At 58.3% G+C, this 17,460-nt stretch carries 14 protein-coding genes and 1 pseudogene; 9 read left to right on the top strand and 6 right to left on the bottom strand.

The window, feature by feature from the left end; all coding sequences use genetic code 11:
* Positions 1-317: 317 nt before the first annotated feature.
* The gene (locus HMPREF2927_RS00555; RefSeq protein ID WP_070684669.1) at positions 318-1,442 is read right to left on the bottom strand and encodes a VIT1/CCC1 transporter family protein; all 1,125 of its coding nucleotides are present in this window, start codon (positions 1,440-1,442) and stop codon (positions 318-320) included.
* A gap of 692 nt (positions 1,443-2,134) precedes the next feature.
* Here HMPREF2927_RS00555 and HMPREF2927_RS00550 point away from each other — a divergent pair.
* The gene (locus HMPREF2927_RS00550) at positions 2,135-2,440 is read left to right on the top strand and encodes a Dps family protein (protein ID WP_366765751.1); all 306 of its coding nucleotides are present in this window, start codon (positions 2,135-2,137) and stop codon (positions 2,438-2,440) included.
* A 512-nt stretch (positions 2,441-2,952) separates the two neighbouring features.
* Here the strand turns inward: HMPREF2927_RS00550 and HMPREF2927_RS09165 are convergent.
* From HMPREF2927_RS09165 to HMPREF2927_RS00535, 5 genes and pseudogenes are all read right to left on the bottom strand, one after another.
* Positions 2,953-3,135: pseudogene (locus HMPREF2927_RS09165) on the bottom strand (rubrerythrin family protein); the annotation flags it as partial.
* Positions 3,136-3,159: 24 nt separating this feature from the next.
* A complete protein-coding gene (locus HMPREF2927_RS09340) occupies positions 3,160-3,294 on the bottom strand; it encodes a hypothetical protein (protein ID WP_255402000.1) in 135 nt (44 codons plus the stop codon).
* A 349-nt stretch (positions 3,295-3,643) separates the two neighbouring features.
* Complete coding sequence (gene dps, locus HMPREF2927_RS00545; protein ID WP_070684668.1) at positions 3,644-4,141, bottom strand: DNA starvation/stationary phase protection protein Dps; 498 nt, start codon at positions 4,139-4,141, stop codon at positions 3,644-3,646.
* Between the two features lie 337 nt (positions 4,142-4,478).
* Positions 4,479-5,135 carry an HAD family hydrolase gene (locus HMPREF2927_RS00540; RefSeq protein ID WP_070684666.1) on the bottom strand — a complete coding sequence of 219 codons (657 nt, stop codon included), beginning with the start codon at positions 5,133-5,135 and terminating at the stop codon, positions 4,479-4,481.
* 18 nt (positions 5,136-5,153) lie between these two features.
* Positions 5,154-5,837, bottom strand: a complete 684-nt coding sequence (locus tag HMPREF2927_RS00535; RefSeq protein ID WP_070684664.1) for an NAD(P)-dependent oxidoreductase — start codon at positions 5,835-5,837, stop codon at positions 5,154-5,156.
* A 266-nt stretch (positions 5,838-6,103) separates the two neighbouring features.
* On the opposite strand from HMPREF2927_RS00535, the gene clpB reads away from it, so the two are divergent.
* From clpB to HMPREF2927_RS00495, 8 genes are all read left to right on the top strand, one after another.
* Positions 6,104-8,713, top strand: a complete 2,610-nt coding sequence (gene clpB, locus HMPREF2927_RS00530) for an ATP-dependent chaperone ClpB (RefSeq protein WP_070684662.1) — start codon at positions 6,104-6,106, stop codon at positions 8,711-8,713.
* A 224-nt stretch (positions 8,714-8,937) separates the two neighbouring features.
* Positions 8,938-9,906: a Sir2 family NAD-dependent protein deacetylase gene (locus HMPREF2927_RS00525; protein ID WP_070684660.1), complete on the top strand. Its 969-nt coding sequence runs from the start codon at positions 8,938-8,940 to the stop codon at positions 9,904-9,906.
* A gap of 207 nt (positions 9,907-10,113) precedes the next feature.
* The gene (locus HMPREF2927_RS00520; protein ID WP_070684658.1) at positions 10,114-11,337 is read left to right on the top strand and encodes an excalibur calcium-binding domain-containing protein; all 1,224 of its coding nucleotides are present in this window, start codon (positions 10,114-10,116) and stop codon (positions 11,335-11,337) included.
* A gap of 317 nt (positions 11,338-11,654) precedes the next feature.
* The gene (locus HMPREF2927_RS00515; protein WP_070684656.1) at positions 11,655-12,827 is read left to right on the top strand and encodes an excalibur calcium-binding domain-containing protein; all 1,173 of its coding nucleotides are present in this window, start codon (positions 11,655-11,657) and stop codon (positions 12,825-12,827) included.
* 322 nt (positions 12,828-13,149) lie between these two features.
* Positions 13,150-13,842 carry a DUF4956 domain-containing protein gene (locus HMPREF2927_RS00510; protein ID WP_070684654.1) on the top strand — a complete coding sequence of 231 codons (693 nt, stop codon included), beginning with the start codon at positions 13,150-13,152 and terminating at the stop codon, positions 13,840-13,842.
* Positions 13,843-13,965: 123 nt separating this feature from the next.
* Positions 13,966-14,886 (top strand): polyphosphate polymerase domain-containing protein, encoded by a 921-nt coding sequence (locus HMPREF2927_RS00505; protein ID WP_070684652.1) that lies wholly within the window; start codon positions 13,966-13,968, stop codon positions 14,884-14,886.
* Positions 14,887-15,098: 212 nt separating this feature from the next.
* Entirely contained in the window at positions 15,099-16,769 is a 1,671-nt protein-coding gene (locus HMPREF2927_RS00500; RefSeq protein WP_070684650.1) for a carbohydrate-binding domain-containing protein, read from the top strand.
* Between the two features lie 351 nt (positions 16,770-17,120).
* Entirely contained in the window at positions 17,121-17,330 is a 210-nt protein-coding gene (locus HMPREF2927_RS00495; RefSeq protein WP_005504588.1) for a DUF3073 domain-containing protein, read from the top strand.
* Positions 17,331-17,460: the final 130 nt, after the last annotated feature.

Raw genomic sequence — 17,460 nt, 5'->3', positions numbered from 1 at the left:
GCGTAAGTGGGGATGGTGGCGGTTGCAAGGACGGAGGGCGCCGCTCAGGCTGCACCCTTGGCTAGGGTACGGTGGGAGATGGAGGAAATCATGAAGCTCCTAATGATAGTGACAAGGTGTCAGCGCAAGTAGACAGTTTAAAATCATACGTCTAATACTTCACGGTGGACGGTAAAATCTGAGTGAACCCTGGCTGACTTGGGTAATTTTCCTTACAAAAATTAATATCTAAAATTTTGGTCAGGTATACGTTTTGGGATTCTAGATTGGGTAAGCATAAACAGTGCCTTTGCCCCGCTCCAAAAAGGTTATTACGTCTAACCTATAGACACCCCAAAGAGCAGCCCCAATAGGTAGGCCGCCAGGGCCGCGCCGTAGCCGATGGCTAGCTGGCGTAGGCCGCGCGTAAACGGCGCTGCCCCCGAGAGCAGACCCACGATACCGCCGGTACCCATCAGTGCGATACTGACCAGAATCAGCGACAGCACCATAGCATACGTCCCGGTTGCCCCAAAAATATAGGGCAAAATCGGGATTAGGGCGCCCGAAGCAAAAAAGGCAAAGCTGGAGGCAGACGCGCCGATGTCTGTACCCAGCGCAGCGTTTTCCTCAGCCTCCTCCTCTAATAACTCGGGGCGGAAGGATAGGGAATTATCGCAGTCGCAATCTAGGTAACCAAATCTTTCCATTGCGCGGTGGTGCGCGGCATCCGGCTCCATACCGCGAGCCCGATAAATCAGTTCCAGCTCGTTGGCGTCAATATCGAGGTGCTGCGCGACGTCCAGCGTGACCTGGGTGGGGCGGGACGCCTCCAGCATCTCTCGCTGGGACCTCACCGACACGAACTCACCGGCAGCCATCGACAGCGCACCGGCAAGAAGGCCGGCGATACCTGAGAGGAGGACCATTTGGGAGCTTGCCCCCGAAGCGCCAATACTCATAATCAGGGCGGCGTTAGAAACCAGGCCATCGTTGGCGCCAAAGATAGCAGCGCGGAAGTTGCCGGAAAGTTTCTCCCTGCCCGAGGCTGAAAGGGCGCGGACAATTTCCTCGTGAATTGTCTCGTCGGCCGCCATAGCGTCGGTGGCGTGAGGATCGGTGGCGTAATCTGAGCGGCTTTCAGCACGCTGGGCAAGAGCCAGCACAAAAACGGTGCCAAAATGCCTAGCCAAAAACTGCAGAAGACGGGCGGACACCGACGGGCGGGGCTCAGGGTGGGCATGCTCGCCCAAAAGATTGCGCCAGTGCTGCTGATGACGGTGCTCAGCTTCTGCAACCTTGCGCAGAATCTCAGCTTCTCTACCCTCTGAGCGCTCTGCTAGCTGACTGTAAACCTTAGCCTCAGAGATTTCTTCGGCAAGATAGCGGCGCCACTTCTTAATCTGCTCACGCGTTGGCTCTGGTCGGTCGGTGAGAGGGGTGGGAGTAATGTTTTGACTCATGAAAACACCTTTACAGGAAAGCGCCAAAGCATAGAAAAAGGCGAGCTACCTACACTCCGGCTACAACGGGTATCGGCCCGAAGGTCTCGCTCGCCTGGTGAGGCCAGGTGATTTACTGGGCAGTCTGGTGGGCACTGTTTTATGGTGCCGAGACCGCCAGCATGTCGATAAATCGCTTTGGGTGATGTTCCCGGTGGAAGCTACCCCCATTCGTTCATGAAGTAGACTACCGGAGCTACCGGGAATTCGCAATATAGAAGGAATGGGGCAGAGCTCTAAAAAATTATTGGTTATTTAATTTGGAATGGTTGGGTTTAGCTAATTCAAATTTCTATAGAAACTGTGTGTGTTTGTACTGGTTACATGTCAGTTAGATAAGGCTGAGCTTACCGCCTAAAAAGGTGTATAAGCAGGTCAGTGCAATCTTTCCTTATTTTGATTTATTCAAAATAAGGCTGTTTTTCAGTTCCTGGGGGAGTAGAGTTAAAACCAATATCCGTAGCGAAACCCGAGCTGGTAGAGCTCCAAACTCACAGGATTTTGAAAGGAAACCCACAATGAGCAAGTACGCATCATTTACCGTTCCCGGGATCACCGAAGAAAGTGGCCACCACGTAGCAGACGTTCTGTAGCTTCATCTGCACGCTCTCAATAATCTGCAGTTGATCCTCAAACACGCACACTGGAATGTTGTGGGTCCCTCCTTCATTGGTGTTCACGAGATGCTTGACCCTCAGGTTGATCTGGTCCGTGGCTATGCTGACGAGCTTGCGGAACGTATAGCAACCATGGGTGTAACCCCCAACGGCCTGCCCGGCGACCTGATTGAAAAGCGAACCTGGGAAGAATGCAGCGTAAATCGTGCTGATACTCAGACTCACCTGCGCGCTCTTGATGAGGTCTACAACGGTGTTATTGAAGACCACCGCGCCGCTATCGCAAAAATTGGTGATGTTGACCCCATTGCCGAAGACATCCTCATCGGCCAGACCGCCTGAACTGGAGAAGTTCCAGTGGTTCATCCGTTCGCACATCGATGACGGCCAGGGCAACATCAAGTAAACCTTAGCCTGATTTTACTAAGACAATGGTGCCCCGCCCCTCCATCTGGAGGGGCGGGGCACCATTGTCTTTGCGGTAGTTCTTTGAAATAAAAATTGATTTTTCTCTAAGTAAATTTTCAAATTATTCTTGTGAAGCTTTTGGGTAAAAACCTAACAGCAGGGTGTATTAATAAGGTAGTTTCAGCTTTTAGGTGCTTGTGTGAAAAAATGCAACATGTGCGCGAAACTTGCCTCTGGTTTGCTGATTTTCGAACCGAGGAAAACTCTAGTATGTCTATAAAAATAAGACATTAGTGATTTTTTGAAGGCTCTCTTAAATACGCAATACGGGGTGCTATTCTTTAGATAATTCACAAATCAGCGCTCATAGAGCTGCAATTTTTTGCGGCACTCGCACCGCCGCTTCTTGCAAATAAGTAAACCTTTAATGACTGAATCACATAACGCTACCCGCCGCCGTCTTTCGGCCGGTGCTGCCTGGACGGGCGCACGTGCACATTTACGTGCTCACCGAGCATGTCACGCCAATGCTGCTGGTGACGCTTCTCCGCTTCAGCAACCTGTAGAAGGATTTCGCGGTCGGTACTCTCGGCACGGCGACCCAGGTAGCGGTAGACGCGTGCTTCCGATTCTTCATCGGCAAGGTAGCGGCACTAACGCTTAATCTGCGCGGGTGAGGGGGAGATGACGGCGCTATGGCGGGTGGCCTGCGAAGCTTCGGTGGCGGAGTTTTCCGGCTGAAGCTTCTCGGTTTCTTCGCCATGCTCGTGCTGGGCGTACGTGCTCATAGTTCCCTTTCCACGGGTGCCGTGCGTGCAGGGCGAGATCCCTGCGCCTGATGAAGCGTTCATATCTGTGTGCTCTGTCATGAATAGTGAACTACTGTAGAGCACTCTGAACAGAAAATCTAGGACGGCCTAACCCGACAATTATGTTTGCCTCAACGCACTCTAGGGTATCCCGCGGGTGAGGTGAAAGGTCGGGGAAAAGCACCGAAACAGTATAGAAGCCGGGCGGGTGCACCCTCCATAAAGAGAGTGCACCCGCCCGGCTTCGTGACTCTAAAAGCTGGCGCCTATATAACTTGCCGCCATAAGTAGGCTGCAGTTTAGGCGCTACGACTTAGATGGTTGCAGCTTAGATGTTGCCTTCGCCGTTTTCCAGGAATGCGCGGATGAACCACTGGAACTTCTCCAGCTCAGCGGTCTGACCAATCAACAGATCCTCGGTGACGGGGTCGGACTCGCCAGCGAATGCAATCGCCTTGCGGTGAGCCTCAATCACGCGGGTGTAGACATCGTTCAGAGCCTGCAGGTGGTCAGCAACGCGTGCGCGGCCGACGGGGTAGTCCTCGACGGTGCGCTGTGCGACCAGCGCGCCAGCCAGACCGTTGGGGGTTGCGCCCAGGGTTGCCATACGCTCTGCGATGGCGTCGACGAACTCGCGGACGGTGTCGACCTGGGGGTCAATCATTTCGTGAACGGCGATGAAGCCGGGACCGGTCACGTTCCAGTGAGCGTGCTTCAGCAGCAGGTGCAGGTCGTTCAGGTCGTGCAGACGTGCCTGGAGAGCCTCGGAAATGCCCTTGCCTTCTTCGAGGGTCAGGCCGGGTGCGGTGTAGTTTGCAAATGCCATGATGGTCTCCTTCATGATGCTGTGATACTTGTGGTTCGGTGGGATTTGTCGCCCCGCCGAATCGTTATTATGAGTAAATCATTTTAAGGAACCGCTGTCAAGGTTATTTTGAGTAATTCGTAATAAATTGTCATCTATGTGTCGCGCCGCACTTAAAAGCCCCTGTTCAAAAGGCGCTGCTCAAACGTGCTAGCCCCGAACGCCCGCGTGGCTCACCGCCCAGGCGCGCACAAAGGGTGGGATGCGCGGAATCTCATCTCGCGCATCCCACCCTTTATGGTGAAGCGTATTCAGTTTTCTACAGAGCTTCCAGCCTTTCAGCCCGCAAACTAGGCGGCTACGCCAGCGCGCGAACCGCCTCCAAGGTCAGCTCCTCATGCTTGAGGCGCGCGGTGCCCAGCTCCGCCGGAACCTCCAGCTCGCCCGGCACAACAATGACGCGCATGCCCGCCGCGGTTGCACTGCGCACGCCCGAAGGGGAATCTTCGAGAGTCACGCACTGGGTCGGGTCAACGCCCAGACGTTCCGCCGCCAAAAGATAGGGCTGCGGGTCCGGCTTGGGGTTGGTGGTCTCATCGTTGCCAATAATTACCGAGAACGTGCCCTCGGGTGCCGCATTCGCGGTGCGGCGAGCCACGGAGGTGGTCGCGTTCGTGACGATGGCGGCCGGAATCTGCGCATCGTGAACCTCCGAGAGGAAACGCTCAATGCCGGGCAGGAACTCGACTCGCTGCTGCGCCAGGGTTTCGTGCACCTTTGCCACCAGTAGGTCATTAATCTCCTCGTCTGGCAGGTTCACGCCGCGCTCGCGTAGGCGATCCAAGGTGAACTGCATGGACAGGCCCAGGCAATCGAGGGTGTCCTGCTCGGTCCAGGTGCCGCCAAATTCTGCGGTGAGAGCAACCTTTGCGGCAGCCCATACGGGTTCGGTGTCGACGAGGGTTCCGTCGTGGTCGAAGAGAATTGCGGCGGGGAAGGTGTTCGTAGTCGTCATGTCATTAAGCCTACCGGTTTATTTCTGGGGTGAGCGTAGGGTAACGTCCCCAATCGTCACCAAAAAATCTGTGCTCGCATTCTGGGGGTTCTTGGCGATAGTGAGTAGCGCATCGGCGACGTCTTCACGGGCAATCGTCGGAATGCCCGGAGTTCGCTCGACACTCGCCATGTCAAACACCTTCACTCCGCCCTTACCGGGATTGTCGGTCAGCCTGCCCGGATGCGCACGCGAAATATGCGGCTGATATTCGGCGACCAGGGCGTCCGCCTTAACCTTGTCGGTGAAAATGCCGCGCATGATGACCTTGCACACCAGGCGCATGGGCAGGGATGCGGTCCGTACCGTATTGCCCACACCGTAGGCGCTCATCAGAACGCAATGCTTCACGCCTGCGCCCGTGACCGCCTCCATGATGAGGGGCAGGCGCTCCTGCATGAACGTGGAGGAGAGAAATTCTCGCACCGTGGCTTTCTGACCCAGGATGCTGACCATCACGTCTTGCCCGGAGGATGCTGCGGCGAGCTGTTCGGCATCATCCAGGGCTCCCGGAACAATAGTGAGATTTTGGTGCGCTCCCAAAAGTGTTAGCGCCTTGTTGGGGTTGCGCACGTAGGTGGTGACCGTGTGCCCCTCCGCTAGGGCTTTGCGGGTGAAGAGGTAACCGGTGCGGCCGGTTGCACCTAGAACCAGTATTTTCATGTGGGTCCCCATTCGTGACTGTGATTGTTGTGGGAGCCCGCAAGCGCCCAGCCTCGCAAGTACCCAGTCCGGTCAGTATAGCAATGCGGTTTTGACCGGGGCTTTTGTTCGGGGCTTTTGTTCGGGTGGCAGGGGGTGTGAGGTGGGGCAAAAAATACGAAAATTTTTTTGCAGGAGGCTTGCGAAACATAATTGAGTGGAGTAGACTCAAGTTATGTAATGCAGGGGCGCATAGGATAAGCCCCTCGAAATACGAAAGGAACGTCATGGACAACAAGTTCACCACCAAGAGTCAAGAAGTCATCTCGGCGGCAAATACTAATGCTCAAACCGCCGGTAACCCCACTATTGAAACCTCGCACATCCTCAAGGCCCTAGTGGACCAGCGCGAAGGCGTCGCCGTAGCAGTCCTCAAGGCTGCAGGTCTGGATGTGGACGCTATCTCCGAGGCGGCATCCGCTGAAATCAAGAAGCTGCCGAAGGCATCCGGCGCTTCCGTGCAGAATGCCTCCCTCAGCCGTGCCGCGCTTTCCGCTCTGCAGGCGGCACAGACCCGCGCCCAGGGCTTCGGTGACAGCTACGTCTCCACCGAAATGATTCTGCTCGGCATCGCCAGCGGAACCGATAGCACCGCAACCGCAATGCACAAGATCGGCGCTACCGCAGAGCTCATCGCACAGACCATTCCCAACGTCCGAGGAGACCGCACCGTGGACACCCCCGACCCCGAAGGCACCTTCCAGGCGCTCGAAAAGTACGGCACCGACCTGACCGCCATTGCCCGCGCAGGCAAGCTTGACCCGGTCATCGGCCGTGACTCTGAGATTCGCCGCGTCGTGCAGGTGCTTTCCCGCCGCACCAAGAACAACCCCGTTCTGATTGGTGAGCCCGGCGTCGGTAAGACCGCCGTCGTGGAAGGCCTGGCACAGCGCATGGTTTCTGGCGACGTGCCCGAATCCCTGCGCGGCAAGACCCTCATCAGCCTGGACCTGGGCTCCATGGTCGCAGGCGCAAAGTACCGCGGTGAATTCGAGGAGCGCCTGAAGGCAGTCCTCGAAGAAATCAAGAAATCCGAGGGCCAGATCGTGACCTTCATCGACGAGATTCACACCGTCGTCGGTGCTGGCGCATCCGAAGGCTCCATGGACGCAGGCAACATGCTCAAGCCCATGCTTGCCCGTGGCGAGTTGCGCCTGATCGGTGCAACCACCCTGGATGAGTACCGCGAGAACATCGAGAAGGACCCCGCACTGGAGCGCCGCTTCCAGCAGGTGTACGTGGGCGAGCCCAGCGTAGATGACACCATCGGTATTCTGCGTGGCCTGAAGGAACGCTACGAGGCACACCACAAGGTGCAGATTGCTGACTCCGCGCTGGTTGCCGCAGCAACCCTGTCCAACCGCTACATTCCCTCCCGTCAGCTGCCGGACAAGGCAATTGACCTGATTGACGAGGCAGCATCCCGCCTGCGCATGGAAATTGACTCCGCACCGGAGGAAATCGACCAGCTGCGCCGCGCCGTGGACCGCCTCACCATGGAGGAACTAGCACTTGCCGGCGAAACCGACCCCGCATCCGTGGAGCGTCTGGAAGCGCTGCGCAAGGACATGGCTGACAAGAAGGAACAGCTCGACGCCCTCAACGCTCGTTGGGAGGCCGAGAAGGCTAGCCTGAACCGCGTGGGTGACCTCAAGACTGAGATTGACGAGCTGCGTTCCCGCGCAGAGGTGGCACAGCGTGAAGGCAACCTCGCCGAGGCATCCCGCCTGCTCTACGGCGAAATTCCCGCAAAGCAGGCTGAGCTGGAAGAAGCACAGCGCGCCGAGGACAACGCCAAGAACGAATCCATGGTCTCCGAAGAGGTCACCGCGGACGATATTGCCGAGGTGATTTCCTCCTGGACCGGTATTCCTGCAGGTCGCATGATGCAGGGTGAGTCCGAGAAGCTGCTCGAAATGGAGAAGCGCATCGGCGCCCGCCTGATCGGTCAGGAAGACGCAGTGGTAGCTGTCTCTGACGCTGTCCGCCGCGCCCGTGCCGGCATCTCCGACCCGAACCGCCCGATTGGTTCCTTCCTGTTCCTTGGCCCGACTGGTGTTGGTAAAACCGAGCTGGCTAAGGCACTGGCTGAGTTCCAGTTCGATGACGAGCGTGCCCTGGTACGCATCGACATGAGTGAATACTCTGAGAAGCACACCGTTTCTCGCCTGGTCGGTGCCCCTCCCGGATACGTTGGCCACGAAGAGGGCGGTCAGCTGACCGAGGCTGTACGCCGTCGCCCCTACTCGGTGGTCCTGCTCGACGAGGTTGAGAAGGCACACCCCGAGGTCTTCGACATCCTGCTGCAGGTACTCGATGACGGCCGCCTGACCGACGGCCAGGGCCGCACCGTGGACTTCCGCAACGTCATCCTGATCCTGACCTCGAACCTCGGTTCGCAGTACCTGGTCAACCAGGACCTGCCCTTCGAGGAGCGCTCCGAGAAGGCACTGGAGGTTGTGCACCAGGCATTCCGCCCCGAGTTCCTCAACCGACTGGACGACATCATCATGTTCCAGCCCCTGTCGGCTGAGAACCTGGGCCAGATCGTGGGCCTGCAGATCAAGAGCATGGCTAAGCGTCTGGAGGACCGCCGCCTCACCCTGAACGTCACCCCCGCCGCCCTGGAGTGGCTGGGTAAGACCGGCTACGACCCGGCGTTCGGTGCCCGCCCGCTGCGCCGCCTGGTTCAGCGCGAGATTGGTGACCGTCTGGCTCGCGGTATCCTCTCCGGTGCTATTCACGACGGTGACACCGTGACCGTGGATGTGAACCCGGACGTTGCCAGCGATGGTCTGTCGGTGACCTCCGAGCGTGAGCAGAAGGCTGAGAACTAAACCGGCTAGATCGGTAGACCCGGTCAGCTGGATAGTTCCGACGAGCTGGGCAGACTTAGCCTGTGGCTGAGTTTGCCCGTTCGAAACCATAAGAAATAGGCTGTGGGGTACCCTCGAAAGGGGGGTGCCCCACAGCCGTTTAACGCGTTAGAACCGCGCTGAACCGCACTAGTACCAGAGCATTGATACGCAGAGCACTAATACACAGAGCATTGAGGAGAAGAATGGACCGCTGGACTGACCACCAGAACTTCGCCGCCGCAGGTGAGCAGCGCGAAGAAATCGCCTCCGTGCACCGTGCCGCCATTCGCTCGATTCAGCGCGTTGTCTCTGAGAACGCCACCCCGCACGACGAAGAATACGCCTCCGCGGGTATTGCCGAGCTACTCAAGGCGGGTAAGGTTCTTGTGCTCACCGGCGCGGGCGTGAGCACCGAATCCGGCATCCCCGACTACCGCGGACCCGGCGGCTCCCTACACGACCACCGCCCCATGACCTACCAGGAATTCCGCTACGATGACGCCGCCCGCCAACGCTACTGGGCGCGCTCCTACGTGGGTTGGCGCCGCATGCGCCGCGCCGAACCGAACCGCGCCCACTATGCGCTCGCTGAGCTGGAGCAGCTGGGTGCCGTGAGCGGCGTGATTACGCAGAACGTGGATGGGCTGCACGCCCGCGCTGGAAGCTCTAATCTGCTGGCACTGCACGGCGACCTCTCCCGTATTGTGTGCCTGGACTGCGGGCAGGACGAGAACCGCGAAAGCCTGGATACGCGCCTGGACGCGGCGAACCCCGGCTACCTGGCGCGCCTAGAAGACGAAGACCTGCGCGTGAACCCTGACGGTGACGTGGAGCTGGACGACCGCTATATCCGCGATTTTCAGATGGTGCCCTGCCTCGGTTGCGGTTCGACCCGCCTCAAGCCCGATGTGGTGTACTTTGGTGAATCCGTGCCCGCCGAACGTAAGGCACTCAAGGACGCCATGCTCGCCGAATGTTCGGCGCTGCTGGTGGTGGGCTCCTCGGTGGCGGTTATGAGCAGCTACAAGATCGTGCTGGAGGCTCTGCGCGCCGGCAAGCCGGTCGCCGTCATTAATGGCGGCCCGGGGCGTGCGGATGCGAAGGCAACCTACCTGTGGCGCACCGGCGTGGGTGAGGCGCTGGAACTCATGCTCGATGAGGTTGACGTTTAAGGGTGCCGAGGCCGTTACACAGGTCTAGACGGCAGCGTTTCTCCGGTGAACGCTATTTCTTCTGCGCATGCTGTTTCTCTGGCGAATTTTACCGCGCGTGCACCGACCCAAGATTAAGTGCACGAAAGTGCTATTTTGTGTTGCAAGTCATTGCAAATAGCCCCTGGACAGGCGGGTATGTCCACCACGCGGGGATAAAATGATGGGATGGACATTCGACACACTATCACTCGCTTCGGTGCCACCGCCCTGATTGGTTGCGGTCTGGCGGTCACCGCAATCCCCGCAACGTTCGCTCAGAACGGTGAAGAGTCCGTTACCCACGTCTACTCTGACAAGGCAACCTCCCACATTTCTGAGGTCTGGTACAAGGGCGAAACCCTGAAGGTTACCGGCGAGGGCTTCCTGACCCAGGACGGCACCTCCGGCTCCATCATCGCTATCAAGCTGAACAAGGGCTCCGTCAAGATTGACGGCAAGGACTACCTGGAAGTTCAGGCTGATGAGAAGGGCAACTTCTCCGTTTCCATTCCCTGGCAGGAGGACCTGGATGAGCGTATCTCCGTGGATGTCTACCTGCTCTCCGGCTCCCTGAAGGACAACGACACCGCTCGCGGCGGCAAGGCAGCCACCGTGAAGATTCAGGCTCGCTCCGTTCAGGAAGCAACCCCCTCCGCAACCGCATCTGCTTCTGCGAGCGCTTCCGCTTCTGCAACCGCTTCCGTGGCGGCTACCCCCTCCACTTCTGTGGCCCCTTCCGCATCTGCTACCACCTCCGCTTCTGCGACTGCTTCGGCTACTGCCGCTGATGAGGTTGTTGCCTCCGTGGATGCTGAGATTAAGAACCGCGCCGATGAGAAGGCTTCCGCCACCGCTTCGGTGAGCCCCTCGGCTACCGCGTCGGCTTCCGCTTCTGTGGTGGCTACCCCTTCCGCTTCGGCATCTGCTTCGGCTTCCGCTTCGGCTGCTGCTGATCAGCACGCATCCGTTGCGAACGATGCGAAGGATCAGCTGGGTGATTCCACCTCCGCTACAGAGCAGGTGACCGCCTCGGCTGAGAGCACTCGCTTTGCGAACTGTGCAGAGGTTGCGGCTGCTGGTCTGGCACCCATCCATAAGAGCCACCCGGACTTCCGCCAGAAGTTCGACAACGACAAGAATGATTGGGGCTGCGAGGTCATCAATAGCGAGGTAACCGACGGTTCTTCCTCCAGCATTTCTTCGGGTTCTTCTTCCCGCAACTCCGGCGGTCTGGACAACCTGGGTAGCGGCTCCTCCTCTTCGAGCAACTACACTTCGAGCCGCGCTCAGCGCTCCTCCCTTGCGAACACCGGTGCTTCCAACGCCTTCACCATTGCTGGTATGGGTCTGGTAGCTCTGGGTCTGGGTGTTGCTGGCGTGTCTGCTGTGCGCAACCGCAAGAACTCCTAAAACTAGTGCCGCCGCCCGGTGGGGTGGTGCGTGAGGGTCCCTTCCCCTGAATGCTTTTGAGCGTTTGGGTGGAGGGGATTTTCGCGTTTAACGGGGTGGTTTTTGCTGTTGGGTCGTGCCGATGGGGTGGGGTATGTACTTGTTAGTTTCTTCAATGCTAGGTTGAATCTTTAGGGGTGCACGGCGGTGTAAAAGGCTTATATAGTTCAACCATGCCTTCAAGAAACCTTCAAGAAAAATATATTTTGTGAGTTAGGTCATGATAAATTGACGTCTTGGGGGCCGGTATCCTAAGCTTCGCTCGTTAGAATGGGGGCATGAACATTCGAAACAATATTGCACGCATCGGCGCCACCGCACTCATCGGCTGTGGTCTCGTTGCTACTTCCGTCCCCGCAACCTTCGCTGTTGAAGGTGCGCCTCAGGTTGTCCACACCTACGCAGACTCTGCACAGTTCTTTGCTCCCGACGTATGGGTTGAGGGTCAGGATCTGAACATTGGTGGCGAGGGTTTCAAGACCGCTGACGGCACCTCCGGTTCCGTTCTGGCACTGAAGCTGAACAAGGGTGCCGTTAAGATTAACGGCCAGGACTACCTGGAAATCCATGCTGACGAGGCCGGCAACTTCTCCGTTGCCATCCCCTGGCAGGCAGAACTGCACGGCAGCGTTTCCGTTGACATTTACCTGCTGTCCGGCTCCCTGAAGGACGGCGACGTTCCCCGCGGCGGTAAGGCAGCTACCGTGACCATTAAGGTTGCAGAGCAGCCCGCTCCCGAGCCCACCCAGGCCCCGACTCCGGAACCCACTGAGGCCCCGACTCCCGCTCCTTCTGAGGATCCGACCCCGGCTCCGACCGAGGACTCGACCCCGGCTCCCACCCAGGATCCGACCACTGAGGCTCCCAAGCCTGCCGAAGAGCAGAAGTCTGACCAGGCTTCCGACTCCTCCGCAAAGGAAGAGAAGACCTACAAGTACCAGAACTGCGCCGCCGTTGAGGCTGCAGGTCTGGCACCGATTAGCAAGGACCACCCGGAGTTCCGCGAGAAGTTCGATGCTGACGGCGACGGCGTTGGTTGCGAGCAGCCCGCTGACTACGAGAACTCTAACTCTGCAGATAACCAGAACAACGGTGGTCAGAGCTCTGGCGGTCAGACCTCTATTAACAACCTCTCCGCTGGCCAGAACTCCTCTGGTAATGCTACCGAGAGCCACCGTTTCCAGAACTGCGCCGACGTTGAGGCTGCAGGCCTGGCACCGATTAGCAAGGACCACCCGGACTTCCGCGAGAAGTTCGACGCTGACCACGACGGCATCGGCTGCGAATGGCCGGTTGACTACGAGAATGCTACTAACGCATCCTCCAAGAGCTCTTCTTCCCTGGCTAAGACCGGTGCATCCGGTGCGATGACCGCTGCTGGCCTGGGTCTGATTGCTCTGGGTGCCGGTGGTGCAACCATCGTGGCAACCCGCATGCGCAAGAAGGCTTAATAACGCCTGGTCGCTAAGCTTTTAGCTACTTTTATGGGCTCCCTCCATCTCGGAGGGAGCCCATTTTTTATGCCGTGGCAGGCTGTAGAGGGTAGGTGGAGCAGCGTGCGAAAAAGGAAAAATTACCTACATGTGAGCTCTTGACAAGTTGCTTTATACGAGATGGTGAACACTTAACTCTAAGTTAAGGCTGACACAGGGCAAACACAGCTTCAACCGGGAATCTAGATACCAAGCAGAAAACGAAAAACGCACAGCTTAGAGCTGAAGAACAGACAGCGAAGAGCACAGCGGATATCACGACATGAATCTGGAGAACCCAATGAACATCCTCATCATGGCGCTTGCCGATGCGATAGCCATCGCAGCCCTCTGCACCCTCTACATGGTGCGGCACCGCAACCGCGAACTGATGATTTCCTACGCGGTCATCAACGCCGGCATCTTCACCGTCTCAGTGGCGCTGGTATCCGCCGGATCGAACGCATCCGCTATGGGTATGGGCCTCTTCGGTGTCCTGTCGATTATCCGATTGCGTTCCACCGCCCTGAGCCAGCGCGAAGTCGGCTACTACTTCGTGGCTCTCTCGGTTGGCATGATCGCGGGTGTGAATATCAGCCCGGCGTACATCGCCTTCGGCCTCATGGCTACCCTGGTTGCCCTGATCGCGGTCCTCGACTCGCGCAGCGCCCCGGTCTCTACCGATCAGACTCAGACCGTTACCGCCGATCGTGCGATCAGCGACGAGGAAGAGCTCAAGGCATACCTGAGCGCTCGCCTGGGTTACACCGTCACCTCGGTCAGCGTTACCGAGCTGGATATGGTGAACAACCTGACCCGCGCCACCGTCACCTACCAGCCCAAGGAAACCCCCGAGGGCGGCACCCCCGCGGCAGTGGAGGCGGCAGCGTCACAGATTAGTGCAACCCGCCAGCCGGTAGCACCTACCGCCGAGGCGCACGCCACGCTGGATACCCGGATGATTCCGCTCCAGCGCACCCCGGTAGGCAAATAAGACCAACCGGTATCTAAGCCTCCGATTCACTCCAACCGCACAAACATCTCCGATACCCACGACACGCCGCCTCGGCGCACAGCCCAATACGCGCCGGGCGGCACCCCAGAAGGACGAAGACCCATGACTAACGCAGCCGCAAACATCATCCCCGCAGAGTGGAAGAGCATCAGCCTCGAAGCCATGAACGAGAAGGCCGCCATGCAGACCCGCGTGGACCGCAAGTACATTGTCGACGCAGAAACCGCCGCCAAGGTGCTCTCCACGCTCGACGCAGACGCCTCCGTCATGGAAATCAAGGGTCAGCGCGACTTCGCCTACGACTCGGTCTACTTCGACACCCCGCAGATGCAGAGCTACCACTCGGCAGCCTACAGCCGCGACGATACCTTCAAGATTCGTACCCGTAGCTACCTGGACTCGGAGCTGACCTTCCTGGAGGTCAAGACCGACGGTGAGCAGGATATGACCGTCAAGAAGCGTATCCCGTACACCTTCGAGACGCGCGACCAGCTGACCGCGGAAGGTCACGAGTACATCACCGAAGCACTCGGCGATATCCTCGCGGGCCCGGTCGAGAAGCTGGAGGCGGTTCTGACCACCGGCTACCGCCGCACCACGGTCTTCTTGCCGCAGAGCGAGAAGAACCCGGTCGCCTCCCGCATGACGGTAGACACCAACCTGACCTGGACCCCCATGTCCGAGAACATTCTCATGGCGGGCGTGAACTACCGTAACTTCCACGGTAACCTGGTCGGCACCACCTACGGCCTGCCGAACGCGGTCATCATCGAAACCAAGTCCGGCGTGGAGCCCTCCGTAGCAGACCAGCACCTCTGGGATGCGGGCATCACCCCCGCGAAAATCTCCAAGTTTGCAACCGGCATGGCGGCGCTGAACCCGCAGCTGGCAAGCAACAAGTGGGCAGAAACCATCAAGAACTGGATGCACCTGGAACCGGTCAACGGCACCCGCCTCAACCTGGATGACATGACCGAAGAGGACTACCAGAAGCTGCTGACCGAGCGTTTTGCAGCCGCCTAAAACGGCAATCTGGGATGTGCGGGTAGGGTAGCGCACCTACCTTACCCGCACCCGCAGCCCCTCATCTATAAACCCCCGAACCGAACACAATACCGGCTTTATTCGCCCCACACAGGCAATAACGGCTCTCACACATATTCACATTTCACATACGTCTTACCCCTGTGGCGCTGGCTCTACGCGAGTAGTCACCCAAACACAAAGGAAAACCCGTGAAAAAGAGCAATATGATTAAGAGCGCAACCTCCATTACCCTCCTGGCAGTCCTGGCGTTGACCGGCTGCTCGGCGAACTCGGCATCGAATACCAGCGCTACGAGCACAACCAGTACCTCTGCTTCGAGCACCTCGGATACCACCTCGAAGATGGCAGATTCCTTCTCTACCGACGTGAAGAGCGGCGCGAAGCTCGCCGAGGACACCCACTACTCCGCAAAGGACGTCACCTGGGATTCCTCCAGCGAAGTTACTATCGATCTTTCTAACCCGATCGCAACCGACGGCGTGACCGTCAGCGACGGCGTCATCACCATCACCAAGGCGGGCAATTACAAGCTCACCGGCACCTACGAGGGGCAGATCAAGGTTGAGGCGGCCGACAGCGACATGATCCGCCTGATCCTGAACAACGCGACCATCACCAACTCCACCGGTGCAGCTATCAACGTTGTTGAGGCGGACGAGGTCGTTATCTACACCGCCTCGAGTACCACCAACACCGTCTCTGACGGCTCCTCCTACTCGGATACCGCCAGCGGCAGCCCTGATGCAGCTATCTACTCCAAGAGTGACCTGACCCTGGCGGGCGAAGGCACCCTGAAGGTTGAAGGTAAATACGAAGAGAGTATCCACACCTCTGACGGCCTGGTTATTGCCTCCGGCACCCTGGAAGTGAGCGCGGCAAACACCGGCATCAAGGGTAAGGATTACGTCGATATCCTGGACGGCACCGTCACCGTAACCGCAAGTCAGGACGGTATCAAGGCAACCAATGACAGCGATGGCAACCGCGGCTGGGTACGCCTGAGCGGCGGTATCGTGAACATCTCTGCAGGTGATGACGGTTTCAAGGCTGAGCGCGTGGTTGAAATCTCTGGCGGTACCCTGAATATTACCCAGGCGAACGAGGGTATTGAGGCGCAGTACATCAACATCCTGGACGGCACCGTGAACGTGACCAGCTCCGATGACGGTATCAACGCCTCGTACAGCACTACGACTACCACCGACTCGACTACTGCAACCTCGACTAATCAGAGCGCGCAGAATCGCCAGAACTCTGCACCCCAGGTGCCCAGCGGTAGCGCAGGTCAGGCCTCGGCAGGTGGTCAGGCTCCCTCCGGTACCATGGGCCAACCCCAGGCTGGTGGCGGCATGGGTGGTGGCGGCACCTTCGAGGTGGTCGACGCAACCATCAACATCTCCGGCGGTACCGTCACTGTGAACGCGAACGGCGACGGCATCGATTCCAACGGTACGGCAACCCTCTCCGGTGGCACCCTAATCGTGAACGGCCCTTTTACCGGTGGTAACGCCTCCCTGGACACCAACGGCGACCTGCTGCTCAACGGCACGACCGTGACCGCGGCTAACTCCGGTGACATGTTCGAGGCGCCCTCGACCAACTCCACCAGCGGCTACGTGAAGATTAGCAACGTATCGAACCTGAGCTCCGGCACCACCGTACAGGTGACCGACTCCTCCGGTAACGTGGTGGCGAATTACAAGGTGACTAACTCCAGTACCGCACTGATCCTGGTCTCTAGATCCAAGATCACCAAGGGCGAGAGCTGCACTGTGTACACCACCACCGATAGCGTGGATGCCTCCAGTACCACCCTGGCTTCTAACGCCACCTCGCTGGGCTCCTTTACCGCAAGCTAAGCGGCAGGAGCGCCCCTCAAGCCCCGCGCTGGATGTCATGACCGGCACGGTCCCCTCTCTGAACCCGATCTTGTGAGTGAGCCGGAGGCAGAGACCCACGCCCCGCATTGGTTGTAGCGATACGTCCGGTGCGGGGCACTGTGGTGTCTGGGGTAAAAAGCCGCGGGTGCAAAATAAAACGGTTGTTCCGGTGCGAAGAAGTACTCAGATACGCAAAATAGGTGCCGCTGAGCGAGACATTCAGGGCTGAAACAGGGTACTCTATAGTGTAGTAAAGACTGTTGAACGATCCGAGAGCGATGCGCCGCACGTGCTGTTCGCCTCGGACAGGATGAAAGAGGGGGTCACGCCATGGGGCGCGGCCGTCAGAAGGCTAAAGCAACAAGGCAGGCTCGGGAGATGAAGTACTTCAGCCCCGAGACCGACTACAGCGCACTCGAGCGCGAGCTCAGCAGCGCGAAGAAAACGAAGTCCTCCGATTCGTCCCGCCGTCGCTATGACGACGAGGATGACTACTCGGCATACGCAGAAAAGTACGCGTCCTACGAGGATGAGGCATAAAGAATACGCGGAATGATTCGGTGCATATCGACCGAGCGTATTCGACAGATGATGAACCGGCTTGAGACCCCACACGGGGTGCTCAGCCGGTTTTTTCGTGCCTTCGAGTGGCTACGTGTGCGGGGGGGGG

Source organism: Rothia sp. HMSC061E04, assembly GCF_001813685.1.
GTDB lineage: Bacteria > Actinomycetota > Actinomycetes > Actinomycetales > Micrococcaceae > Rothia > Rothia mucilaginosa.
Note: the sequence above shows the minus strand (reverse complement) of the source record. Positions and strands in the feature narration are given on the sequence as shown.